Annotated in this window: 15 protein-coding genes and 2 pseudogenes; 9 read left to right on the top strand and 8 right to left on the bottom strand. The window is 70.3% G+C overall.

Features of this window, described 5'->3' with window-relative positions:
* The first annotated feature begins 55 nt into the window (after positions 1-55).
* Complete coding sequence (locus tag SKC42_RS12755) at positions 56-451, top strand: NYN domain-containing protein (protein ID WP_330964792.1); 396 nt, start codon at positions 56-58, stop codon at positions 449-451.
* Positions 448-717, top strand: a pseudogene (locus SKC42_RS12760) (nitronate monooxygenase); the annotation flags it as partial. The gene SKC42_RS12755 and the pseudogene SKC42_RS12760, both read left to right, overlap by 4 nt.
* Before the next feature lie 102 nt (positions 718-819).
* Here SKC42_RS12760 and tpx read toward each other — a convergent pair.
* A complete protein-coding gene (gene tpx / locus SKC42_RS12765; RefSeq protein WP_330964665.1) occupies positions 820-1,314 on the bottom strand; it encodes a thiol peroxidase in 495 nt (164 codons plus the stop codon).
* A 109-nt stretch (positions 1,315-1,423) separates the two neighbouring features.
* On the opposite strand from tpx, the gene SKC42_RS12770 reads away from it, so the two are divergent.
* Both SKC42_RS12770 and SKC42_RS12775 read left to right on the top strand, forming a co-directional pair.
* Positions 1,424-2,374, top strand: a complete 951-nt coding sequence (locus tag SKC42_RS12770) for a GlxA family transcriptional regulator (protein ID WP_330964666.1) — start codon at positions 1,424-1,426, stop codon at positions 2,372-2,374.
* 15 nt (positions 2,375-2,389) lie between these two features.
* Entirely contained in the window at positions 2,390-3,133 is a 744-nt protein-coding gene (locus tag SKC42_RS12775; RefSeq protein ID WP_330964667.1) for a DJ-1/PfpI family protein, read from the top strand.
* 3 nt (positions 3,134-3,136) lie between these two features.
* Here SKC42_RS12775 and SKC42_RS12780 read toward each other — a convergent pair whose 3' ends face one another.
* Entirely contained in the window at positions 3,137-3,613 is a 477-nt protein-coding gene (locus SKC42_RS12780) for a nuclear transport factor 2 family protein (protein WP_330964668.1), read from the bottom strand.
* A 53-nt stretch (positions 3,614-3,666) separates the two neighbouring features.
* On the opposite strand from SKC42_RS12780, the gene SKC42_RS12785 reads away from it, so the two are divergent.
* Positions 3,667-4,437 (top strand): SDR family oxidoreductase, encoded by a 771-nt coding sequence (locus SKC42_RS12785; RefSeq protein ID WP_330964669.1) that lies wholly within the window; start codon positions 3,667-3,669, stop codon positions 4,435-4,437.
* Between the two features lie 9 nt (positions 4,438-4,446).
* Here SKC42_RS12785 and SKC42_RS12790 read toward each other — a convergent pair whose 3' ends face one another.
* The 3 genes from SKC42_RS12790 to SKC42_RS12800 form a co-directional block, all read right to left on the bottom strand.
* Positions 4,447-5,208, bottom strand: a complete 762-nt coding sequence (locus SKC42_RS12790; RefSeq protein WP_330964670.1) for a YqjF family protein — start codon at positions 5,206-5,208, stop codon at positions 4,447-4,449.
* Between the two features lie 32 nt (positions 5,209-5,240).
* A complete protein-coding gene (locus tag SKC42_RS12795; protein ID WP_330964671.1) occupies positions 5,241-5,906 on the bottom strand; it encodes a hypothetical protein in 666 nt (221 codons plus the stop codon).
* 271 nt (positions 5,907-6,177) lie between these two features.
* The gene (locus SKC42_RS12800; RefSeq protein WP_330964672.1) at positions 6,178-8,007 is read right to left on the bottom strand and encodes a fatty acyl-AMP ligase; all 1,830 of its coding nucleotides are present in this window, start codon (positions 8,005-8,007) and stop codon (positions 6,178-6,180) included.
* 239 nt (positions 8,008-8,246) lie between these two features.
* Here SKC42_RS12800 and SKC42_RS12805 point away from each other — a divergent pair, with 239 nt between their 5' ends.
* The 4 genes and pseudogenes from SKC42_RS12805 (at position 8,247) to SKC42_RS12820 (ending at position 13,423) form a co-directional block, all read left to right on the top strand.
* Positions 8,247-9,653: a TIGR00366 family protein gene (locus SKC42_RS12805; protein WP_330964673.1), complete on the top strand. Its 1,407-nt coding sequence runs from the start codon at positions 8,247-8,249 to the stop codon at positions 9,651-9,653.
* Positions 9,650-11,182 (top strand): annotated as a pseudogene (locus SKC42_RS12810) (allophanate hydrolase); the annotation flags it as partial. The gene SKC42_RS12805 and the pseudogene SKC42_RS12810, both read left to right, overlap by 4 nt.
* Before the next feature lie 113 nt (positions 11,183-11,295).
* On the top strand, positions 11,296-11,754 hold the full coding sequence (locus tag SKC42_RS12815; protein ID WP_330964793.1) for an SRPBCC family protein: 459 nt from the start codon (positions 11,296-11,298) through the stop codon (positions 11,752-11,754).
* Between the two features lie 88 nt (positions 11,755-11,842).
* Positions 11,843-13,423 (top strand): FAD-dependent monooxygenase, encoded by a 1,581-nt coding sequence (locus SKC42_RS12820; protein WP_330964674.1) that lies wholly within the window; start codon positions 11,843-11,845, stop codon positions 13,421-13,423.
* Here SKC42_RS12820 and SKC42_RS12825 read toward each other — a convergent pair.
* From SKC42_RS12825 to SKC42_RS12835, 3 genes are all read right to left on the bottom strand, one after another.
* Entirely contained in the window at positions 13,410-14,573 is a 1,164-nt protein-coding gene (locus SKC42_RS12825; RefSeq protein WP_330964675.1) for an LLM class flavin-dependent oxidoreductase, read from the bottom strand. The genes SKC42_RS12820 and SKC42_RS12825 overlap by 14 nt on opposite strands.
* Before the next feature lie 188 nt (positions 14,574-14,761).
* Complete coding sequence (locus tag SKC42_RS12830) at positions 14,762-15,112, bottom strand: hypothetical protein (protein ID WP_330964676.1); 351 nt, start codon at positions 15,110-15,112, stop codon at positions 14,762-14,764.
* A 173-nt stretch (positions 15,113-15,285) separates the two neighbouring features.
* Complete coding sequence (locus tag SKC42_RS12835; RefSeq protein WP_330964677.1) at positions 15,286-15,504, bottom strand: hypothetical protein; 219 nt, start codon at positions 15,502-15,504, stop codon at positions 15,286-15,288.
* Positions 15,505-15,718 lie beyond the last annotated feature (214 nt).

Consider the following 15,718-nt stretch of genomic DNA (forward strand, 5'->3'; position numbering starts at 1 on the left):
CTGGTATCCGACGGCAAAGGAGAAGCGGGTGACCGACCCCGGTACGGCGCAGGGCATGCCCGGGACGTTTCACCGCTGGATCGTCGACGCGATGAATGTCATCGGGAGCCGCCCCGACGGATGGTGGCGGGACCGCGGCGGCGCGGTCGTCGCGCTGGTCGAGAAGATCGACCGCTGGGCCGCGGCCGAGGCCGAGGCCGTCACCGTGGTGCTGGAGCGGCCGCCGCGGGCGCCGATCCCCGCCTCGGTCGTCGAGGTCGCGCACGCGCCGCGGGCAGCGCCGAACTCCGCCGACGACGAGATCGTCCGCCTGGTGCGCTCCGATGCCCGGCCGGCCGGGGTGCGGGTGGTGACGTCCGACCGCGCCCTGATCGAACGGGTCCGCTGCCTAGGTGCCGCCGTCTTTCCGGCCGAAGGCTTCCGCAACCTCGTCGACCCCCGCGACCGATGAGCGCGCTCGGATCCAACCGGGCCTGCGCCCTCGCGCGGATCGACGTCCCGATCATCCAGGCGCAGATGACCCACATCGCCGGTGCCCGGCTGGCGGGCGCCAACATCACGCTGCTGTTCAACCGGGATCACGTGGTGGGCAGCCTGGCCGCCGCCCGGACGGCGGTCGAGGGCAGAGTGGACGGGCTGGTGATCGGGGGCGTCGAGGGCGGCGGGTCCAAGAACCGATTCGGCGCCTCGACCATGGTGCTGCCGCCGCCCGCAGCCGACATCATCGGGACAACATGGGCGGGGTGCCGGGAGGCGCTGGCCGCCGCGGCGGATCGCCTCCCGCCGACCGCCGACCGCCGACCGCCGGCGCCTGAGCCGTCAGCCGACCGCGGCCAGCGCGGCGTCGTAGTCGGGCTCCTGGGCGATCTCGGGCACCAACTCCGTGTAGGTGACCTTGCCGTCGGCGCCGATCACCACGATGGCCCGGGCGAGCAAGCCCGCCATCGGGCCGTCGGTGATGGTGAGGCCGTAGTCCTCGCCGAAGCTGTCCCGGAATGCCGACGCCGTCTTCACGTTCTCGATGCCCTCAGCGCCGCAGAACCGGGAGAAGGCGAACGGCAGGTCCTTCGACACGCACACCACCGAGACGCCGCCGCCGGCGGCACGCTCGTTGAACTTGCGCACGCTCGCGGCGCACACCGGGGTGTCGACGGACGGAAAGATGTTCAGCACCACGGGCTTTCCGCTGAACTGGTCGCTGCTGACCGGGCCGAGGTCCCCGCCGGTCAGGTTGAAGGAGGGGGCAGTCGATCCGACGGACGGAAGCTCGCCGACGGTGTTGATCGGATTTCCACGCAAGGTTATCTGTGCCATGGGCACAGTCTGCCAAGGCCGATGCGAGGGCTTCGGGCCAGGTGTCTTGTCCTAAATCGTGGGCTAACCGGCGTAGACGACACGCACCCGGCCGGCCAACACTGAAGGCATGGTCCGAAACGTGGTCATCGCCGGATTTCCCGGCGTGCAGGCCCTCGACGTGGTGGGGCCGCACGAAGTGTTCTCCGGCGCCGCGCTGCTCACCGACGGCGGCTACCGCGTCGTGTTGGCCTCGGTCGACGGCCGGCCGGTGTCGACCGCGACCGGCCTGAGCTTCGTCGGTGAGCCGCTGCCGGACCCGCAGTGTCCGGTCGACACGATCGTGCTGCCCGGAGGTAGTGGCATCGATGCCGCGCGGTCCGACGCCGAGCTGCTGGCCTGGGTCAAGGCGGCCGCGAAAACCGCGCGCCGGGTCGTCACCGTCTGCACCGGGGCGTTCCTCGCCGCCGAGGCGGGGCTCTTGGACGGCTGCCGGGTGACCACGCACTGGGCCTTCGCCGGCCGGCTTGCCCGGGAGTTTCCGTGCGTGAACGTCGACCCCGATCCGATCTTCGTCCGCAGTTCGCAGACGGTCTGGACGGCCGCGGGCGTCACCGCGGGAATCGATCTCGCGCTGTCGCTGGTCGAGGACGACCACAGCACCGAAGTGGCGCAGACGGTCGCGCGCTGGCTGGTCCTGCACCTGCGCCGCCCGGGCGGGCAGACGCAGTTCGCGGCGCCCGTCTGGATGCCGCGCGCCAAGCGCACGCCCATCCGGGAGGTGCAGGAGGCCATCGAGGCGGAGCCGAGCGGACCGCACAGCATCGGCGAGCTGGCCCGCCGGGCGGCGATGAGCCCGCGCCACTTCACCCGGGTGTTCACCGACGAGGTCGGCGAGGCCCCCGGTCATTACGTCGAGCGGATTCGCACCGAGGCCGCACGCCGGCAATTGGAAGAGACCGACGACACCGTCGTCGCCATCGCCGCACGGTGCGGCTTCGGCACGGCGGAAACGATGCGGCGCAACTTCATTCGCCGGATCGGCGTCTCGCCTGACCAGTACCGCAAAGCCTTCGCCTAGACAGATGGGACGGCAATGACTCAGATCGCCTTCGTGACCTACCCGGGGCTCACCGCGCTGGACATGATCGGACCCTACGAGGTGCTGCGCAACCTACCCGGCACGGAGGTGCGGTTCGTCTGGCACGAGACGGGGCCGATCACGGCCGACTCCGGTGTCCTGGTCATCGGGGCCACCCACACGCTGGCCGAAACCCGAAGGCCGGACGTGATTCTCGTGCCCGGCGGCGCCTCGACCCCGGTGCACGCGCGCGACGAGGCGCTCCTGGACTGGCTGCGCGGGTCCAGCCGGGACGCCGCCTGGACGACGTCGGTGTGCTCGGGCTCGGTGATCCTGGCCGCCGCCGGCCTGCTGACCGACCGGCGCGCGACGTCGCACTGGCTGACCGTCCCCGCGCTCAAAGCGTTCGGCGCCGTCCCCGTCGGCGATGAGCGCGTCGTGCGCCAGGCCAACGTCGTGACCAGTGCCGGCGTATCGGCCGGCCTCGACCTCGCGCTGTGGCTGGCCGGGGAGATCGGCGGTGAGGCCCGCGCCAGGGCGATCCAGCTCGCACTCGAATACGACCCGCAACCGCCGTTCGACTCCGGCCACGTGTCGAAGGCGTCGGTGGCCACCAAAGCTGCCGCAACGGCGCTGCTTTCGCGCGACAGCGTCAACCCCGCCAACCTCAAGGCGGCCACGTTGCTCGCGTGGGAGCAGGCGCTGGGCGCGGCGCGCTCCCGGCGGCCGCGGCGGGGCAACCCCGTCGCCGCGGAGTAGCGGCTACGCGTTCGGCTGCAGAATCTCGGTCGACGCGAGCTGGCCGCCCGCCTGCAACCACGCGGTCACCACCCGGGGCGCGTCGCGGGCGGGGTTGTAGATGTCCTCCTCGCTGGAGAACAATCCGTCGCCGGCGTAGACCAGCCGGGTCCAGTTCGGGAACCAGAACGGCTCACCCTCCGGGTCGGACGGGTGATCGAGCAGGTTCTTGATCATGATGACGACGGCGTCGTTCTCGTCGTCGTAGGCGATCCACTCGGACGGAAATCGCATGTGCGGGAACGGCGCCATGACGGCGACGATCCAGTCGCGCACCGCCTCGCGCCCATGGAAGACGCCGTAGTGGTGCTCGGTGTAGACGACGTCCTCGGTGAAGAGGTCGGCGAAAGGTCGCCAGTCCCCCGACGCGCTGCATCCCTCGACGACGGTCGTGTAGTTCCGGACGGCTTGATCGATTTCGGCCCTGTTGAATTTGCCCATGGCGGACAGACTAGAACCAGGTGGTCAGCCCTACGCGTGGATGGGGATATCGGATGAATGTGCTCGAATTGTTCGACTTACGCGGCAAGACGGCCCTGGTGACGGGGGCGTCCAGCGGCATCGGCAAGCAGGTCGCGCGGGCCTATCTGGAAGCGGGAGCGCAAGTAGCCGTTGCGGCAAGGCATTTCGACGCGCTGGAGGGTGTCTCGCGCGAACTGGCGGACGCCGGAGCGGCCAGGGTGCTGCCCGTCCGTTGCGACGTCACGCGTCCGGACGAGGTCACCGGCATGGTGGACCGGGTGACCGCGGAGCTCGGTGGCGTCGATATCGCCGTCTGCAACGCCGGCATCATCGCGGCCGAGGGGATGCTGGACATCTCGCCGGAGGAGTTCCAGCGCATCCAGAGCACCAATGTCAACGGCGTGTTCCTCACCGCCCAGGCGGCGGCCAGGGCGATGGTCGGGCAGGGCCGGGGCGGGGTCATTATCAACACCGCCTCCATGTCCGGGCACATCATCAACGCCCCGCAGCGCGTCGGCCACTACTGCACCTCGAAGGCCGCGGTGATCCACCTGACCAAGGCGATGGCCGTCGAGCTCGCGCCGCACCGGATCCGCGTCAACAGCGTCAGCCCCGGCTACATCCGCACCGAGCTCGTCGAGCCGCTGGCCGAATTCCACGCCCAGTGGGAGCCGAAGATACCGATGGGCCGGCTGGGCCGGCCCGAGGAACTCGTCGGCCTGTACCTCTACCTGGCCAGCGACGCGTCCAGCTACATGACCGGATCCGACCTCGTCATCGACGGCGGTTACACCTGCGTCTGATCACGCCGATCAGCGAACGACGCGGGGCCGCCCGAAGCGGGTCCGCATCTCCGATGAGTGCAGCGCACGCAGCCGCTCGCCTGCTGGGTGCGCCCCCGCGGCGCCGACCAGCTCGTCGCTCAGCTCCACGATCTCCGCGGCGCGCAACGGCCACGGGTCGTGCTCGTTCGGCACCCACCAGGTGCGGCCGGCCTTGCGAGTGTGCGCACCCCATCGAGCGGTGAGCCACACCTCCAGCGGCGTGGGTGCGACCGGCTCGCCCACGGTGACCGTCAGGTGGCTGCGCAGGCCGCGGTGTGGCCAGCGGCGCACGCTGCGATACGTGAGGCGGTCGCCGTCTCGGGTCATCCGCATTTTGGCCCAGGTATAGGGGACGCCCAACGTCAGCCGGATGGCCGGCACGACGGCTAGGCGCGCCGTCTCCAGGGACCGGAACAGGACGCCGTGACGGCCGGCGCCGTCGATCGAGTACAGGCGGACGTTCGTCTCCAAGAAGCTACCGAAGTACGGAATATCAACGCCCGAGCCGACTTTGGTGCTCCTCATCGCGAACGGGACCAACCCGACATAGGTGGCGCCGGCGAAGACGTCGGGCCGGGTCCCCGGAGGGAACAGGCCCCCGACGCTCTCGGGTCGCACCGGCCAGTGTACGAACGTCACGTCACACCAGCGCTGGTCGAAGGTCACGGGACCGAGAAGGGGCGGGGCGGTGAGGGGGTATCCCCCGAGCGCGGATTCCCCGCCGGGGTCGATGGGCGCCGCGCCGGTCATCCGCTCATCGTGACACCGCATCCGGCGCCCGCCTAGCCCTCCAGTTCGCCCGAGATCCCCCGCTCGATGCCGGCCTGGGTGGTGGCCGGCAGAACGACCAGCCCCTCGAGTTCCTTGCGGGCCCGGTCGTACGCGCTCTGGCGTTCCTGGGGCGCCGCCGCGGAATCCGCCGCCACCCGCAGCAGGCTCTGGGCGCGTGCGATCCGCTGCTGATCCGCCCGGGAGAAATCGTTACGGCGCCGACGGATCGCCTCGGACTCGGCCACGTGGAACGCGGTCGCGTAGTCCTCGACGGCGATCCGATACTGCGCGGCGGACTCTGGGTCGTCGAGCAGGTCCTCGGCTTTGCCGGGGCGCAGGAAGTCCGCTCGCAGCTTGGCCTTGTGGAAGGCGATCGTGAGCGGGTCTCGCATGTCGGTCATCAGCGGAAAGTCGAGCAGCTTGGCGATGTCCAGCTCATAGTCCAGCCACCGCGCGTCGGTGCGGCTGTGCTCCTCGATGACCCGCCGCAGCGACCTCCACTGCGCCGCCGGGTTGTTGGCGGGGCGCGAGGCGTCGGTAGCCTGCGGGCGATCGAGCCGGCCCGGCTCGTCGGCGCGCCGCCGGTGAGTGGCGAACGCCTTCACCGCGGCCATGATCACACCGGCCAGCGGCAGGAGCACGATCAGCAGCTCCAGTAACCGGAACACCAGGCCCATACGGCCAGGATGCCATCCCCGAGGGGCGTTCGGTCGCACCGAGCGCGGGGGCCGCTGGGCGTGTGGCGGGCGAGCGTGCATCCGGGGCGTTGATTGTGAAGCGAGGGCGGGGTTTCTTGGGTTTTCCGCGCTCTGGATGCACACTCGTCGCTCTGAATGCACACTCGTCGCCCGGGATGCCGACTGCCCATTCAGCGGGCGGGGTGACCAGAAGATTGGGTTTCGGGGCGGTGCCGCGTACCCAGGGCCCACGCTCGGAGCCCCGCGGATCTCAGTGCACGCCCAGCTTGCCCGCGAGGTACTGCGCACGGCACGCCCGGCGGGCCAGCTTGCCGCTGGTGGTGCGAGGGATGGCGCCGGCCGGCAGGAAGAGGACGTCGCTCACCGGCACGCCGTGTTGCTGCCCCACCGCGGCCCGGATCGCCTCGATCGCCGGCGCCGGATCGTCGCGACTGGTGCCGGCCGCGCGCTCGGCGACGATAACCAGGCCGTCGCCGGCGGCGGCCGGCACGGAGAACGCCGTCACGTAGCCACGCCGGACCATCGGGGACGCCTGCGCCGCGGTCGCCTCGATGTCCTGCGGGTAGTGGTTGCGGCCGTCGATCGTCACCAGATCCGCAACGCGGCCCGCCACGTAGAGCTCACCGTCGAGGTAGAACCCCAGGTCCCCGGTCCGCAGCCAGGTCCGCGCGACGGACGACCCCTCCGCGTGGCTGCCCTGCTCGAGCCTCGCCTGCAGCTTCGCCCCGAACGCCAGTTGCGTCTCCTCCGGCAGACCCCAGTACCCCCGGCCGACGTTCTCGCCCTGCAACCAGATCTCGCCGACGTGGCCGTCGGGCAGTTCCGTCTCGGTCGCGGGGTCGACGATTACCGCCCAGAGGCTGCGCGCGACCCGACCGCACGACACCTGCGCCACCGCGTTGGGGGCGTCGGCCGCGACGCGCACCGCACGGCCGGCGCCGAGCTCCTCACGGTCGAGGTGGGCGACCGACGGCTCCGCGGCCGGGGCGATGGTCGCCACGAACAACGTCGCTTCCGCGATGCCGTAGGACGGCTTGAACGCCGTGTTCGGCAGCCCATGGCCGCCGAACGCCCGGGTGAACGTCTTGATCGCGTCGATGCTCACCGGCTCGGACCCGATGATCATCACCACGTTGCGCAGGTCGATGTCGTCCCCGGGCCCGGGCAGGCCACGCTGAGCGGCCCACTCGTACGCGAAGTTCGGGGCCGCGGTGACCACGCGGCCCTGGCGCGACCCGGCGGACAGCGCCTGGATCCACCGCAGCGGCCGGCGCACGAACGCAGTGGGCGCCATTAGCGTGGAATGCCCGCCGTACACCGCGGGGAAGCCAATCATCGACAGGCCCATGTCGTGGTACAGGGGCAACCAGCTGACGCCGTGGGTGTTGCGGTCCAGCAGGTCGATCGACAGGATCATCTGCACCAGGTTGGTGCCGACCGCCCGGTGCGTGATCTCCACGCCGACCGGCGGTCGCGTCGAGCCGGAGGTGTACTGCAGGTGGGACACGTCGTCCATCCCCAGCTCGGTCGCCGCGAAGTGCTCGCCCTCCGAATCGGGGATCTCGTCGATGACGACGACGTCCGGCCTCGCCCCGGTCGGCAGGGTTGCGAGGAATTTCTCCACCGCGTCGCGGGCCGCCGTCGTCGTGAGCACCGCCGTGGGCTCCGAATCTCGCAGCGCCGTGTCGAGGCGCTCGGCGTGTCCCGGCAACTCCGGGGCGAACAGCGGCACGGCGATCGCGCCGGCCTTGATCGCGGCGTAGAAGCCCGCGACGTAGTCGATGCCCTGGGGTGCGAGGACCGCGACCCGCTCCCCGCGGCCCGCCACCCGCTGCACCCGCGCGCCGATCGCCTCCAATCGGGCACCGAACTGGGTCCAGGTCACCTCGGCGACCTGCCCGTCGACCCCGCGGTTGTAGTCCAGGAAGCGATACGCCACGGCATCGCCCACGTTGGCGATGTTGCGGTCGATGAGCGATATCAGCGTGACGCCCGGCGGCAGCGTGACGCCACCGTTGGCGTCCAGACAGTCCTCGATCTGGAGCAGGCCGGGGACGGCCGTCGAATTCTGCCGATCCATAGAGCGCAGTCTAGGTGGCTGGCAGCGGCGAGCCGGGCTTCCTGGCGCCGTCGGCCCGGCGGGTCCGGTGCCGGTGTGGCGATCCTCACCCGCCGGTGTTACGCGACCGCGACAATCGTGATTGTCACCGGCCGCGGGCGCTCTCGAATTCACCTGTTGGCAACACGTTTGGAGTTGCCTGAGGCGGGACTTCGGCGGTCCGGCGGACCGCCATTCGAAGGACGAAACAAGGGAGACCGATGACGGCGACAGCGGAACGGCGGGTCGAACGTCGAGGCCCGGTTCAGGCTCTGACCTCCGTATGCGTCCGGTATGTCGAACGCTTCATGCCGGACCCGTACCTGTTCGCGGTCATCCTCACGGCGATCGTCGTCGCTCTCGTCGCGCTGCTCGTCCGCGGCGCGACGCCCGCCGGCGTGCTCAAGGCGTGGTACGGCGGGGTGTGGGGGCCGCAGAACATCTTCACCTTCGCGTTCCAGATGGTTCTCATCCTGGTGACGGGCTACACCCTCGCCGAGGCGCCCGTTGTGAAGAGGGGCATCGTCAATGTCGCCAGCAGGCCCAGCAACCAGGTGCGGGGTGCCCTGTTGTGCTTCGGCGTCAGCGCCGTGCTGTCGCTGCTGAATTGGGGGCTCGGCCTGGTGGCGGGCGCGCTGCTCGCCCGCCAGGTCGCCAAACGCTTTCCCGACTCGCACTTCGGTTACCTCACCGCGACCGGCTTCATGGGCTATATCGTCTGGACGCAGGGCCTATCGTCATCGATCGCGCTCGCCAACACCGACGGGACCAGCCCGATCAACGTGATCCACAAGATCACCGGCATGACGGTCCCGCTGAGCCTGACCGTCTTCCAGCCCTACAACTGGCTGGCCGTCATCGCCGTGATCATCCTGGTTGGCATCGCGATCTGGCGCATGGAACCCAAGGATGTGCTGCAGCCCGATCCGGCGGTCTTCGAGGAGGAACCCGAACCACCGGCGCCCGAAGGCAAGCGCACGTTCGCGGAATGGCTGGAGAACCTCTGGATCCTCAACGTGGTCGTGTTCGCCGCCGGCATCACCTACTTCGTGCTGAGCGGCTTTGCGCTGAACATCTCGTCGATGATCATGCTGTTCACGGTGACCAGCGCGTTGCTCCACCGCACGCCGATCCGTTTCATCCGCGCGTTCTCCGGCGCGGCGAAGGTGTCCGGGCCGCTGCTGCTGCAGTACCCGCTATACGGCGGCATCGTCGGCCTGCTGGGGTACCTGCCCGCCGGTTCGGGGAAGGCGCTGCAGGCGGTTCTCGCCGAGGCGCTCGTGCGCGGCGCCGACCAGTACACCCTCCCGTTCCTGACCTTCCTCGGCTCGGTGGTGATCTCCCTGTTCGTGCCGTCGGGCGGCGGGCACTGGGCGGTGCAGGGCCCCATCGCTGTCGACTCGGCGCTGGCGATCGGCCAGCACTCCCCCACCTACCTCGGGCTGATCTCGATGTCCGTCGGCGACGGCGAGGCGGTCGCGAACATGATCCAGCCTTTCTGGCTGCTGCCGGTGCTCGCGATCGCCAAGCTCAACGTTCGTCAGGTGATGGGATTCACCGTCATCGCCTTCCTCATCGGCTTCGCGGTGTCCAGCGCCGCCGTCCTGATCGCGCCGCATCTGCTGTGATTCCGGAACCATCCCCCACCGCCCGGGTGTTCGCGGCGTATCGCCGCATCGCCGAGGTCGACCGGCCCGAGGTCTGGATCACGCTGCGCCCGGAGGCCGACGCGCTCGCCGACGCCGACGCCGTAGAACGGCGCATCGCCGCGGGCGAACGCCTGCCCCTGGCGGGCCGGGTCGTCGCCGTCAAGGACAACATCGACGTCGTGGGCCTGCCCACTACCGCCGCGTGTCCCGCGTTCTCCTACGCGCCGCCGGCGACCGCCGTCGCCGTGGAACGACTCCGCGCCGCGGGGGCGGTCGTGCTGGGCAAGGCCAACCTCGACCAATTCGGCACCGGCCTGACCGGGACGCGGAGTCCCTATGGGGCCGTGCGCAATTCACGTCACCCCGAGCTGATCGCGGGCGGGTCCAGTTCCGGGCCCGCCGTCGCGGTCACGCTCGGCATCGCCGACATCGGTGTAGGCACCGACACCGCGGGATCGATCCGGGTTCCGGCCGCCTTCAACGGCATCGTCGGCGTCAAGCCCACGCTGGGGGTCGTCCCGACCCACGGGGTAGTACCGGCGTGCGCCAGCTTCGACGCCGTGTCGGTCCTCGCGGCCGACCTCACGACGGCAGCCGCGGCGACCGCCGTGATGGCGGGCCCCGACCCCCGCGATCCCCGGAGCCGCGCCTGGCCGGCCGATGTCCGCCTGGCTGCCCCGTGCGCGCCGCGGGTGGCGGTCCCGGACGACGCCAACCTGACCGCTCTGAGCGACGACTACCGGAACGCCTTCGCCGAGACGGCCGCGCGCGCCGCCGCCGCCGGACTCGATGTCGAAACGCTCGACGTCTCCGCCCTGCTGGATGCGGGGCGGCTGCTCTACGACGAGGCTTTCGTCGCCGAAAGGTACACCGCGGTCGGCGAATTCCTGGACCGCGCGCCGACGGGCGCCGATCCCGTGGTGGCCGACATCATCACCGCCGCGCGGGGGGTCACCGGCCCCGCGTTCGCCGCTGACCTGGACGCGCTCGCGTGTGCGCGGGCGAGCGCGGCGGCCCTCCTCGCCGGCGTCGACGCGGTGCTACTGCCCACCACCACCGAACACCCCACGCTTGCCGAGATACGGGCCGATCCCTACTCGATCAACCGCCGCCTGGGCACCTTCACCACGTTCGGCAACGTTCTCGACATGGCCGCGGTCGCGATTCCCGGGGTGCCGACGACCGCGGGTGCGCCGTTCGGCGTGACGGTCGTGGTGCCCGCGTTCGGTGACCAGGTCGCGGTCGACATCGCAGCCCGCCTGATTGGGACGGCGTCGGGGTTGGTCGTCGAAAGCGGTTGCCAGCTAGCGCTTCTCGATTCTCCCGCGCAATCGCTGCGGTCCCGTCTCGAGGAGCTGGGCGCCCGCTACACCGGTCGGTTCGACGGCTCCGGTGAACTCTTCCGGATCTCCGAATCCGGCCTAGGTCGCCTGCTGGCAGCGCCGCCGGCCCCGATGGTGCTCACCCGGGTCGACGTCGGGGGCGGCCGGACCGCCGTGGGCCTGACGGCCGGTGAGCGGGGTCGCCCGGACGAGCCCGACGATATGCGCGCGCCGACGGGAGGTAGGGTACGCGCCAGTTCCAGTCAGCGGCGGCGGGCCGTTATCACCGGGAGGCGGGCATGTCGGGCCGGAAATTCTCGTTCGAGATCAACCGCACCAGCACCGCGCCGGCGGCGACGCTGTTCCGGCTCGTGGCCGACGGGGCGAACTGGTCGAAGTGGGGCAAGCCCATCATCGTGCAATCGAGCTGGGCCCGCCAGGGCGATCCCCCGCCGGACGGGGTGGGCGCGGTCCGCAAGCTGGGGATGTGGCCCGTCCTCGTGCAGGAGGAGACCGTCGCCTACGAGCGGGATCGTCGGCACGCCTACAAGATGGTCGGCCGCAGCCCGGTCGACGACTATTTCGCCGAGGTGCTCTTCACCCCCAACCCGGCCGGCGGCACGGACATCCGCTGGATCGGCTCGTTCGTCGAGAAGGTTCCCGGGACCGGTCCGGCGTTCCAGGCCGCGCTGGGCGGCGCGGTGCGGTACTTCGCGGGCCGGCTGGTGAAGGCGGCCGAGCGCGAGTCCGGGCGATAGCGCAGAAGGCCTGTTCGCCAAGCCATTTCGCTGCCAGCTGGCTTAGTGTCGTTGGCGGGCCGTCCCGGAAATACCTAAGCTGGGCTAAGTGGTTGCCGTCGTAATCGCGGGCGCGGGCCCGAACGGGTTGATGCTCGCCGGCGAGCTGGGGTTGAACGGGATCAGGCCCGTGGTGCTCGATCCGATGCCCGGCCCGAATCCGGAACGCCGCGCCAACGGCGTTATCGGTCAAGGGGTTCGAATTCTGGACCACCGCGGGCTCTACGGCACGCTCGCCGAGACCACCGAGCCGCCCCGGCTCAACCCGCGGGCGATGTTCGCGGCGTTCCCCCTGGATCTCACGCTGGTGGCGGACCCGCAGGTGTTCCTCATGCCGGTGCAACAGCCCAGGCTGGTTCAGGTGCTCGCCGACCGGGCCGCGGGACACGGGGCGGACATCCGCTGGGGGCACGCGATGACCGGCTTCGACCAGCACGCCGACGGCATCACCGTGCACGTCGCGGGCCCGGACGGACCCTACGATCTGGACGCGCAGTATTTGGTCGGGGCCGATGGCGGGCGGAGCCCGACCCGGAAGTCGGCCGGCATCGAGTTTCCCGGCACGTCCTCGCATGACGTGGTCGCGCGGATGGGATTCGACGTGCTGCCGCCGCAGGACTGGGTTGACTCGGTGAGCGGCGTCCTGGAAATCCCAGGCTACGGCGGCATCCCGCCGCTGCAGTTTCACCGGGCCGACCATGGCGTCGTCGCCTATGGCGCCCTCGGTGGACGGCCGGCGATCATCGTCTTCGAATTGGACGACGCGCCGCGCCAGTACCCCCGCGACGATGACGACCACCTTGAGCCCATGAGCCTCGCCGAGTTGGAGGTCAGCGTCAAGCGGGTCCTGGGCGCCGACGTGCCGCTGCGACCGGCATACCCGGATAGGCCCCTGGACCTGCGCCGGTTCTCCGGGATCAACTCACGCATCGCGTCCCGCTACCGGCTGGGTCGAGTGATCCTGGCGGGCGATGCGGCCCACGTCCACTCGCCCATGGGCGGCCCGGGACTCAACCTGGGTTTGCAGGACGCGGTGAACCTCGGCTGGAAGCTGGCCGCCGTCCTCAACGGCCGCGTGCCGGCGACCCTGCTCGACAGCTACGAGGCGGAGCGCCGGCCGGCCGCGGAGCGGGTCATCATGCACAGCCGGGCGCAGCTCGCGCTCGTCCGGCCGGGGCCCGAGGTCACCGCCCTGCGTCAACTGTTCTCCGAGCTCATCACCGACCCGGACATCGTCCGCCGCCTCGGCGAACTCATCTCGGGGTCCGAAAACCGTTACGGTGCAGGACCGTTCGGACACCCGCTGGTCGGCTACTGGGTGCCCGACATCGCGGTCGGGACGGCCGGCGGTACGCGACGGATCGCCGAACTCGCACGCAGCGGGCGGCCTCTCCTCGCCGACCTCACCGCGGGCGCCACCGTGGCGGCCGCGGTCGCCGGCATCGACGACCAGTTGACGGTCGCCGTGGGCCGCGCCGTTGGGGAGATCGCGGCCACCGCGGTGCTGGTGCGCCCCGACGGTTACGTCGCGTGGGCGTCCTCGGCGGCCACACCCGGTGCGGACGAAATGCGGGAGCTGCGTGCCGTTCTCGCGCGGTTATTCGGCATCGGAACGGCTACGTCGAACTGACCTCGTCCGCGTACTTCTTGGTCATGTAAGCGACGGCGTCCAGCTGCGATTGCGCGAGGCTCTCGCGAGCCTGACCGGCGCGGGCGGCGGCGTCCAGGGTCGGCTGTGCCTGCCCCTGGAAGTGCGGCATCACCTCGGCGGCGAACAATTCCGCGGACCGCTTGGTGGCGGCCGGGTTCGCCCACTCGTGTCCCATCTGCAGCATGCAGCCGAACCCGCCGGACTGATCCCAGAGCCGCTGCACCTGGGCCCGCGCCCGTTCCGGCGTGCCGATCACGCCGGCCCCGTTCTCGTTGATGACGTCGATCATCTCGTCGAGCTGGTCACCCGGCATGGTCATCTGCGGGAACGCGGCCACCTTCTGGAAGTAACGGAACCACGGCTCGATGCCGAACTTGACCTCTTCGCGGGCCTGCTTCTCGGTCTCCGCCACGTGGAACAGCCCGACCAGGCTCCAATTCTTGCGATCCACCCGGCTGCCGAACGCCGCCGCGCGCTCCTCGACGATGCCCCAGTGATAGGACAGGGCGTTGAACCCCTCGATCGTCAGCGTCGCCCCGATCGACAGCAAGCCGATCCCGTGCTTGCCGGCAAGCCGCGCGCCGGTCGGCGAGGCGACGGCCGCGACCGCCAGCGGGATGCCGCCGTCGGAATACGGCGCCAGCTGCAGCTGAGCGTCGAACAATTGGTGGGTGGCGGTTTTCGCCGAGACGGTCTCCCCGGCGAGCAGGCGCACGACAATGTCGAGGTTCGTCTCGAGGAGTTCGCGGGTGTCGGTGGGCGTCAGCCCGATCATCGCGGAGTCGGTGGGTAGCGAGCCGGGACCCATCCCCCCGATCACCCGGCCGTGGGTGAGGTGGTCGAGCAGCATCAGCCGGTCGGCGACCCACAGGGGGTTGTGGTAGGCGAGCGAGATAACCCCGGTGCCAAACCGGATCCGCTTGGCGCGCTGCGCCGCGGCGGCGATGAACACCTCCGGCGAGCTGATGATCTCGCTGCCCGCGGAGTGGTGCTCGCCCAGCCACACTTCGTCGAAGCCGACGGCGTCCAGATGTTCGATGAATTCGAGGTCGCGCTGCAGGGCCAGCGTCGGGTTGGTGCCCGCCCGGTGGAACGGGGCGATGAAGTATCCGAACCTGAGCCTGGTCATGCGAGATCCCCTTGCGTCCGAGTTGCGGAGAACCATAACTCCGACAAGTCGGTCCGCCCTAGGCCGACGACTGGCAATGGCCGATGTCTGATCTTGCTCAGCCGATGGGGCCGGGATGTCCCGGCCCCACCGACTACGGGAGCAAGTCTTCGGGCTTGGAATCGCCCAGAAGTGCGAAGTTCAAAGGCTTAGAAACCGCCGCAGATGTTGCCGACGCAGCCGCCGCCACCGCCCGGCCCGCCGCCACCGCCGCCGACGCCGGGGATGCTGCCGCCGCCACCGCCGGGCCCGCCGCCGCCGGTCGGTCCGCCGGGAACGCTGCCGCCCCCGCCGCCGGGCCCGCCGCCGCCGGTCGGTCCGCCGGGAACGCTGCCGCCCCCGCCCGGCGTGGTCGACGGCGCCACGCTCGACGAGGGGGTGGTGGTCGGTGTGGTGCTGCTACTGGGGCCTTTGTTACCCCCGCCGCCACAGCCGACGGTCAGGACAAGCATGGCGGCGCCGCCGAAGACCGCGACCGCGTTGCGCACTCCGATTCTCATCCGAATCCCCACTCTCCGCTCGCGCCACATTGCGTCGGACCGTTGATACCCACCTCCGCCATGCCGCAAACGGCCGAAGGCGGCCGAAACGTAAAGATGCCGATGGCCCACCCCAGGGTGGTGGTGGGCCATCGGCGAGGGAGTTCGGCGCGCCAACGCACGCGCGCCTTCGGCTAGCAGTCGAGACCCGACACGCAGGCGGCCAGGGTGGCGTGGTGCACATCGGGAGCCGCTGCGACGGTCTTCACCGGTGCAGAGCCAGAGGTGCTGGGCGTGGTCGGCGCCGCCGAGGCGCCGTCCGGGCTAACAACCATTCCGCCGAATCCGACTGTCAGGGCGACCACAGCCGTCCCGGCGAGCAGGGTCCCCAGGGTCTTGATTCGTGTCATCATCAGCCGATCCTTTCTGGCACTGCGCGTCTGGATGAATCTGGCGCGCTCTCGATCTGAGACAACCATACACCACTGCAACTATCGCAATAGGTCACGATCGTGTATCACCCGACGACTGACCGCGCCTGGCTGGCGGGTGGGCGCGAATCGAAAGCCGAGCGGTGAGGCACGGGCAACCCCGCATGCCGCCGCATGCCGAGGAGGTGTAACGCGG

This window comes from Mycobacterium sp. 050134, from assembly GCF_036409085.1.
Classification (GTDB): Bacteria; Actinomycetota; Actinomycetes; order Mycobacteriales; family Mycobacteriaceae; genus Mycobacterium.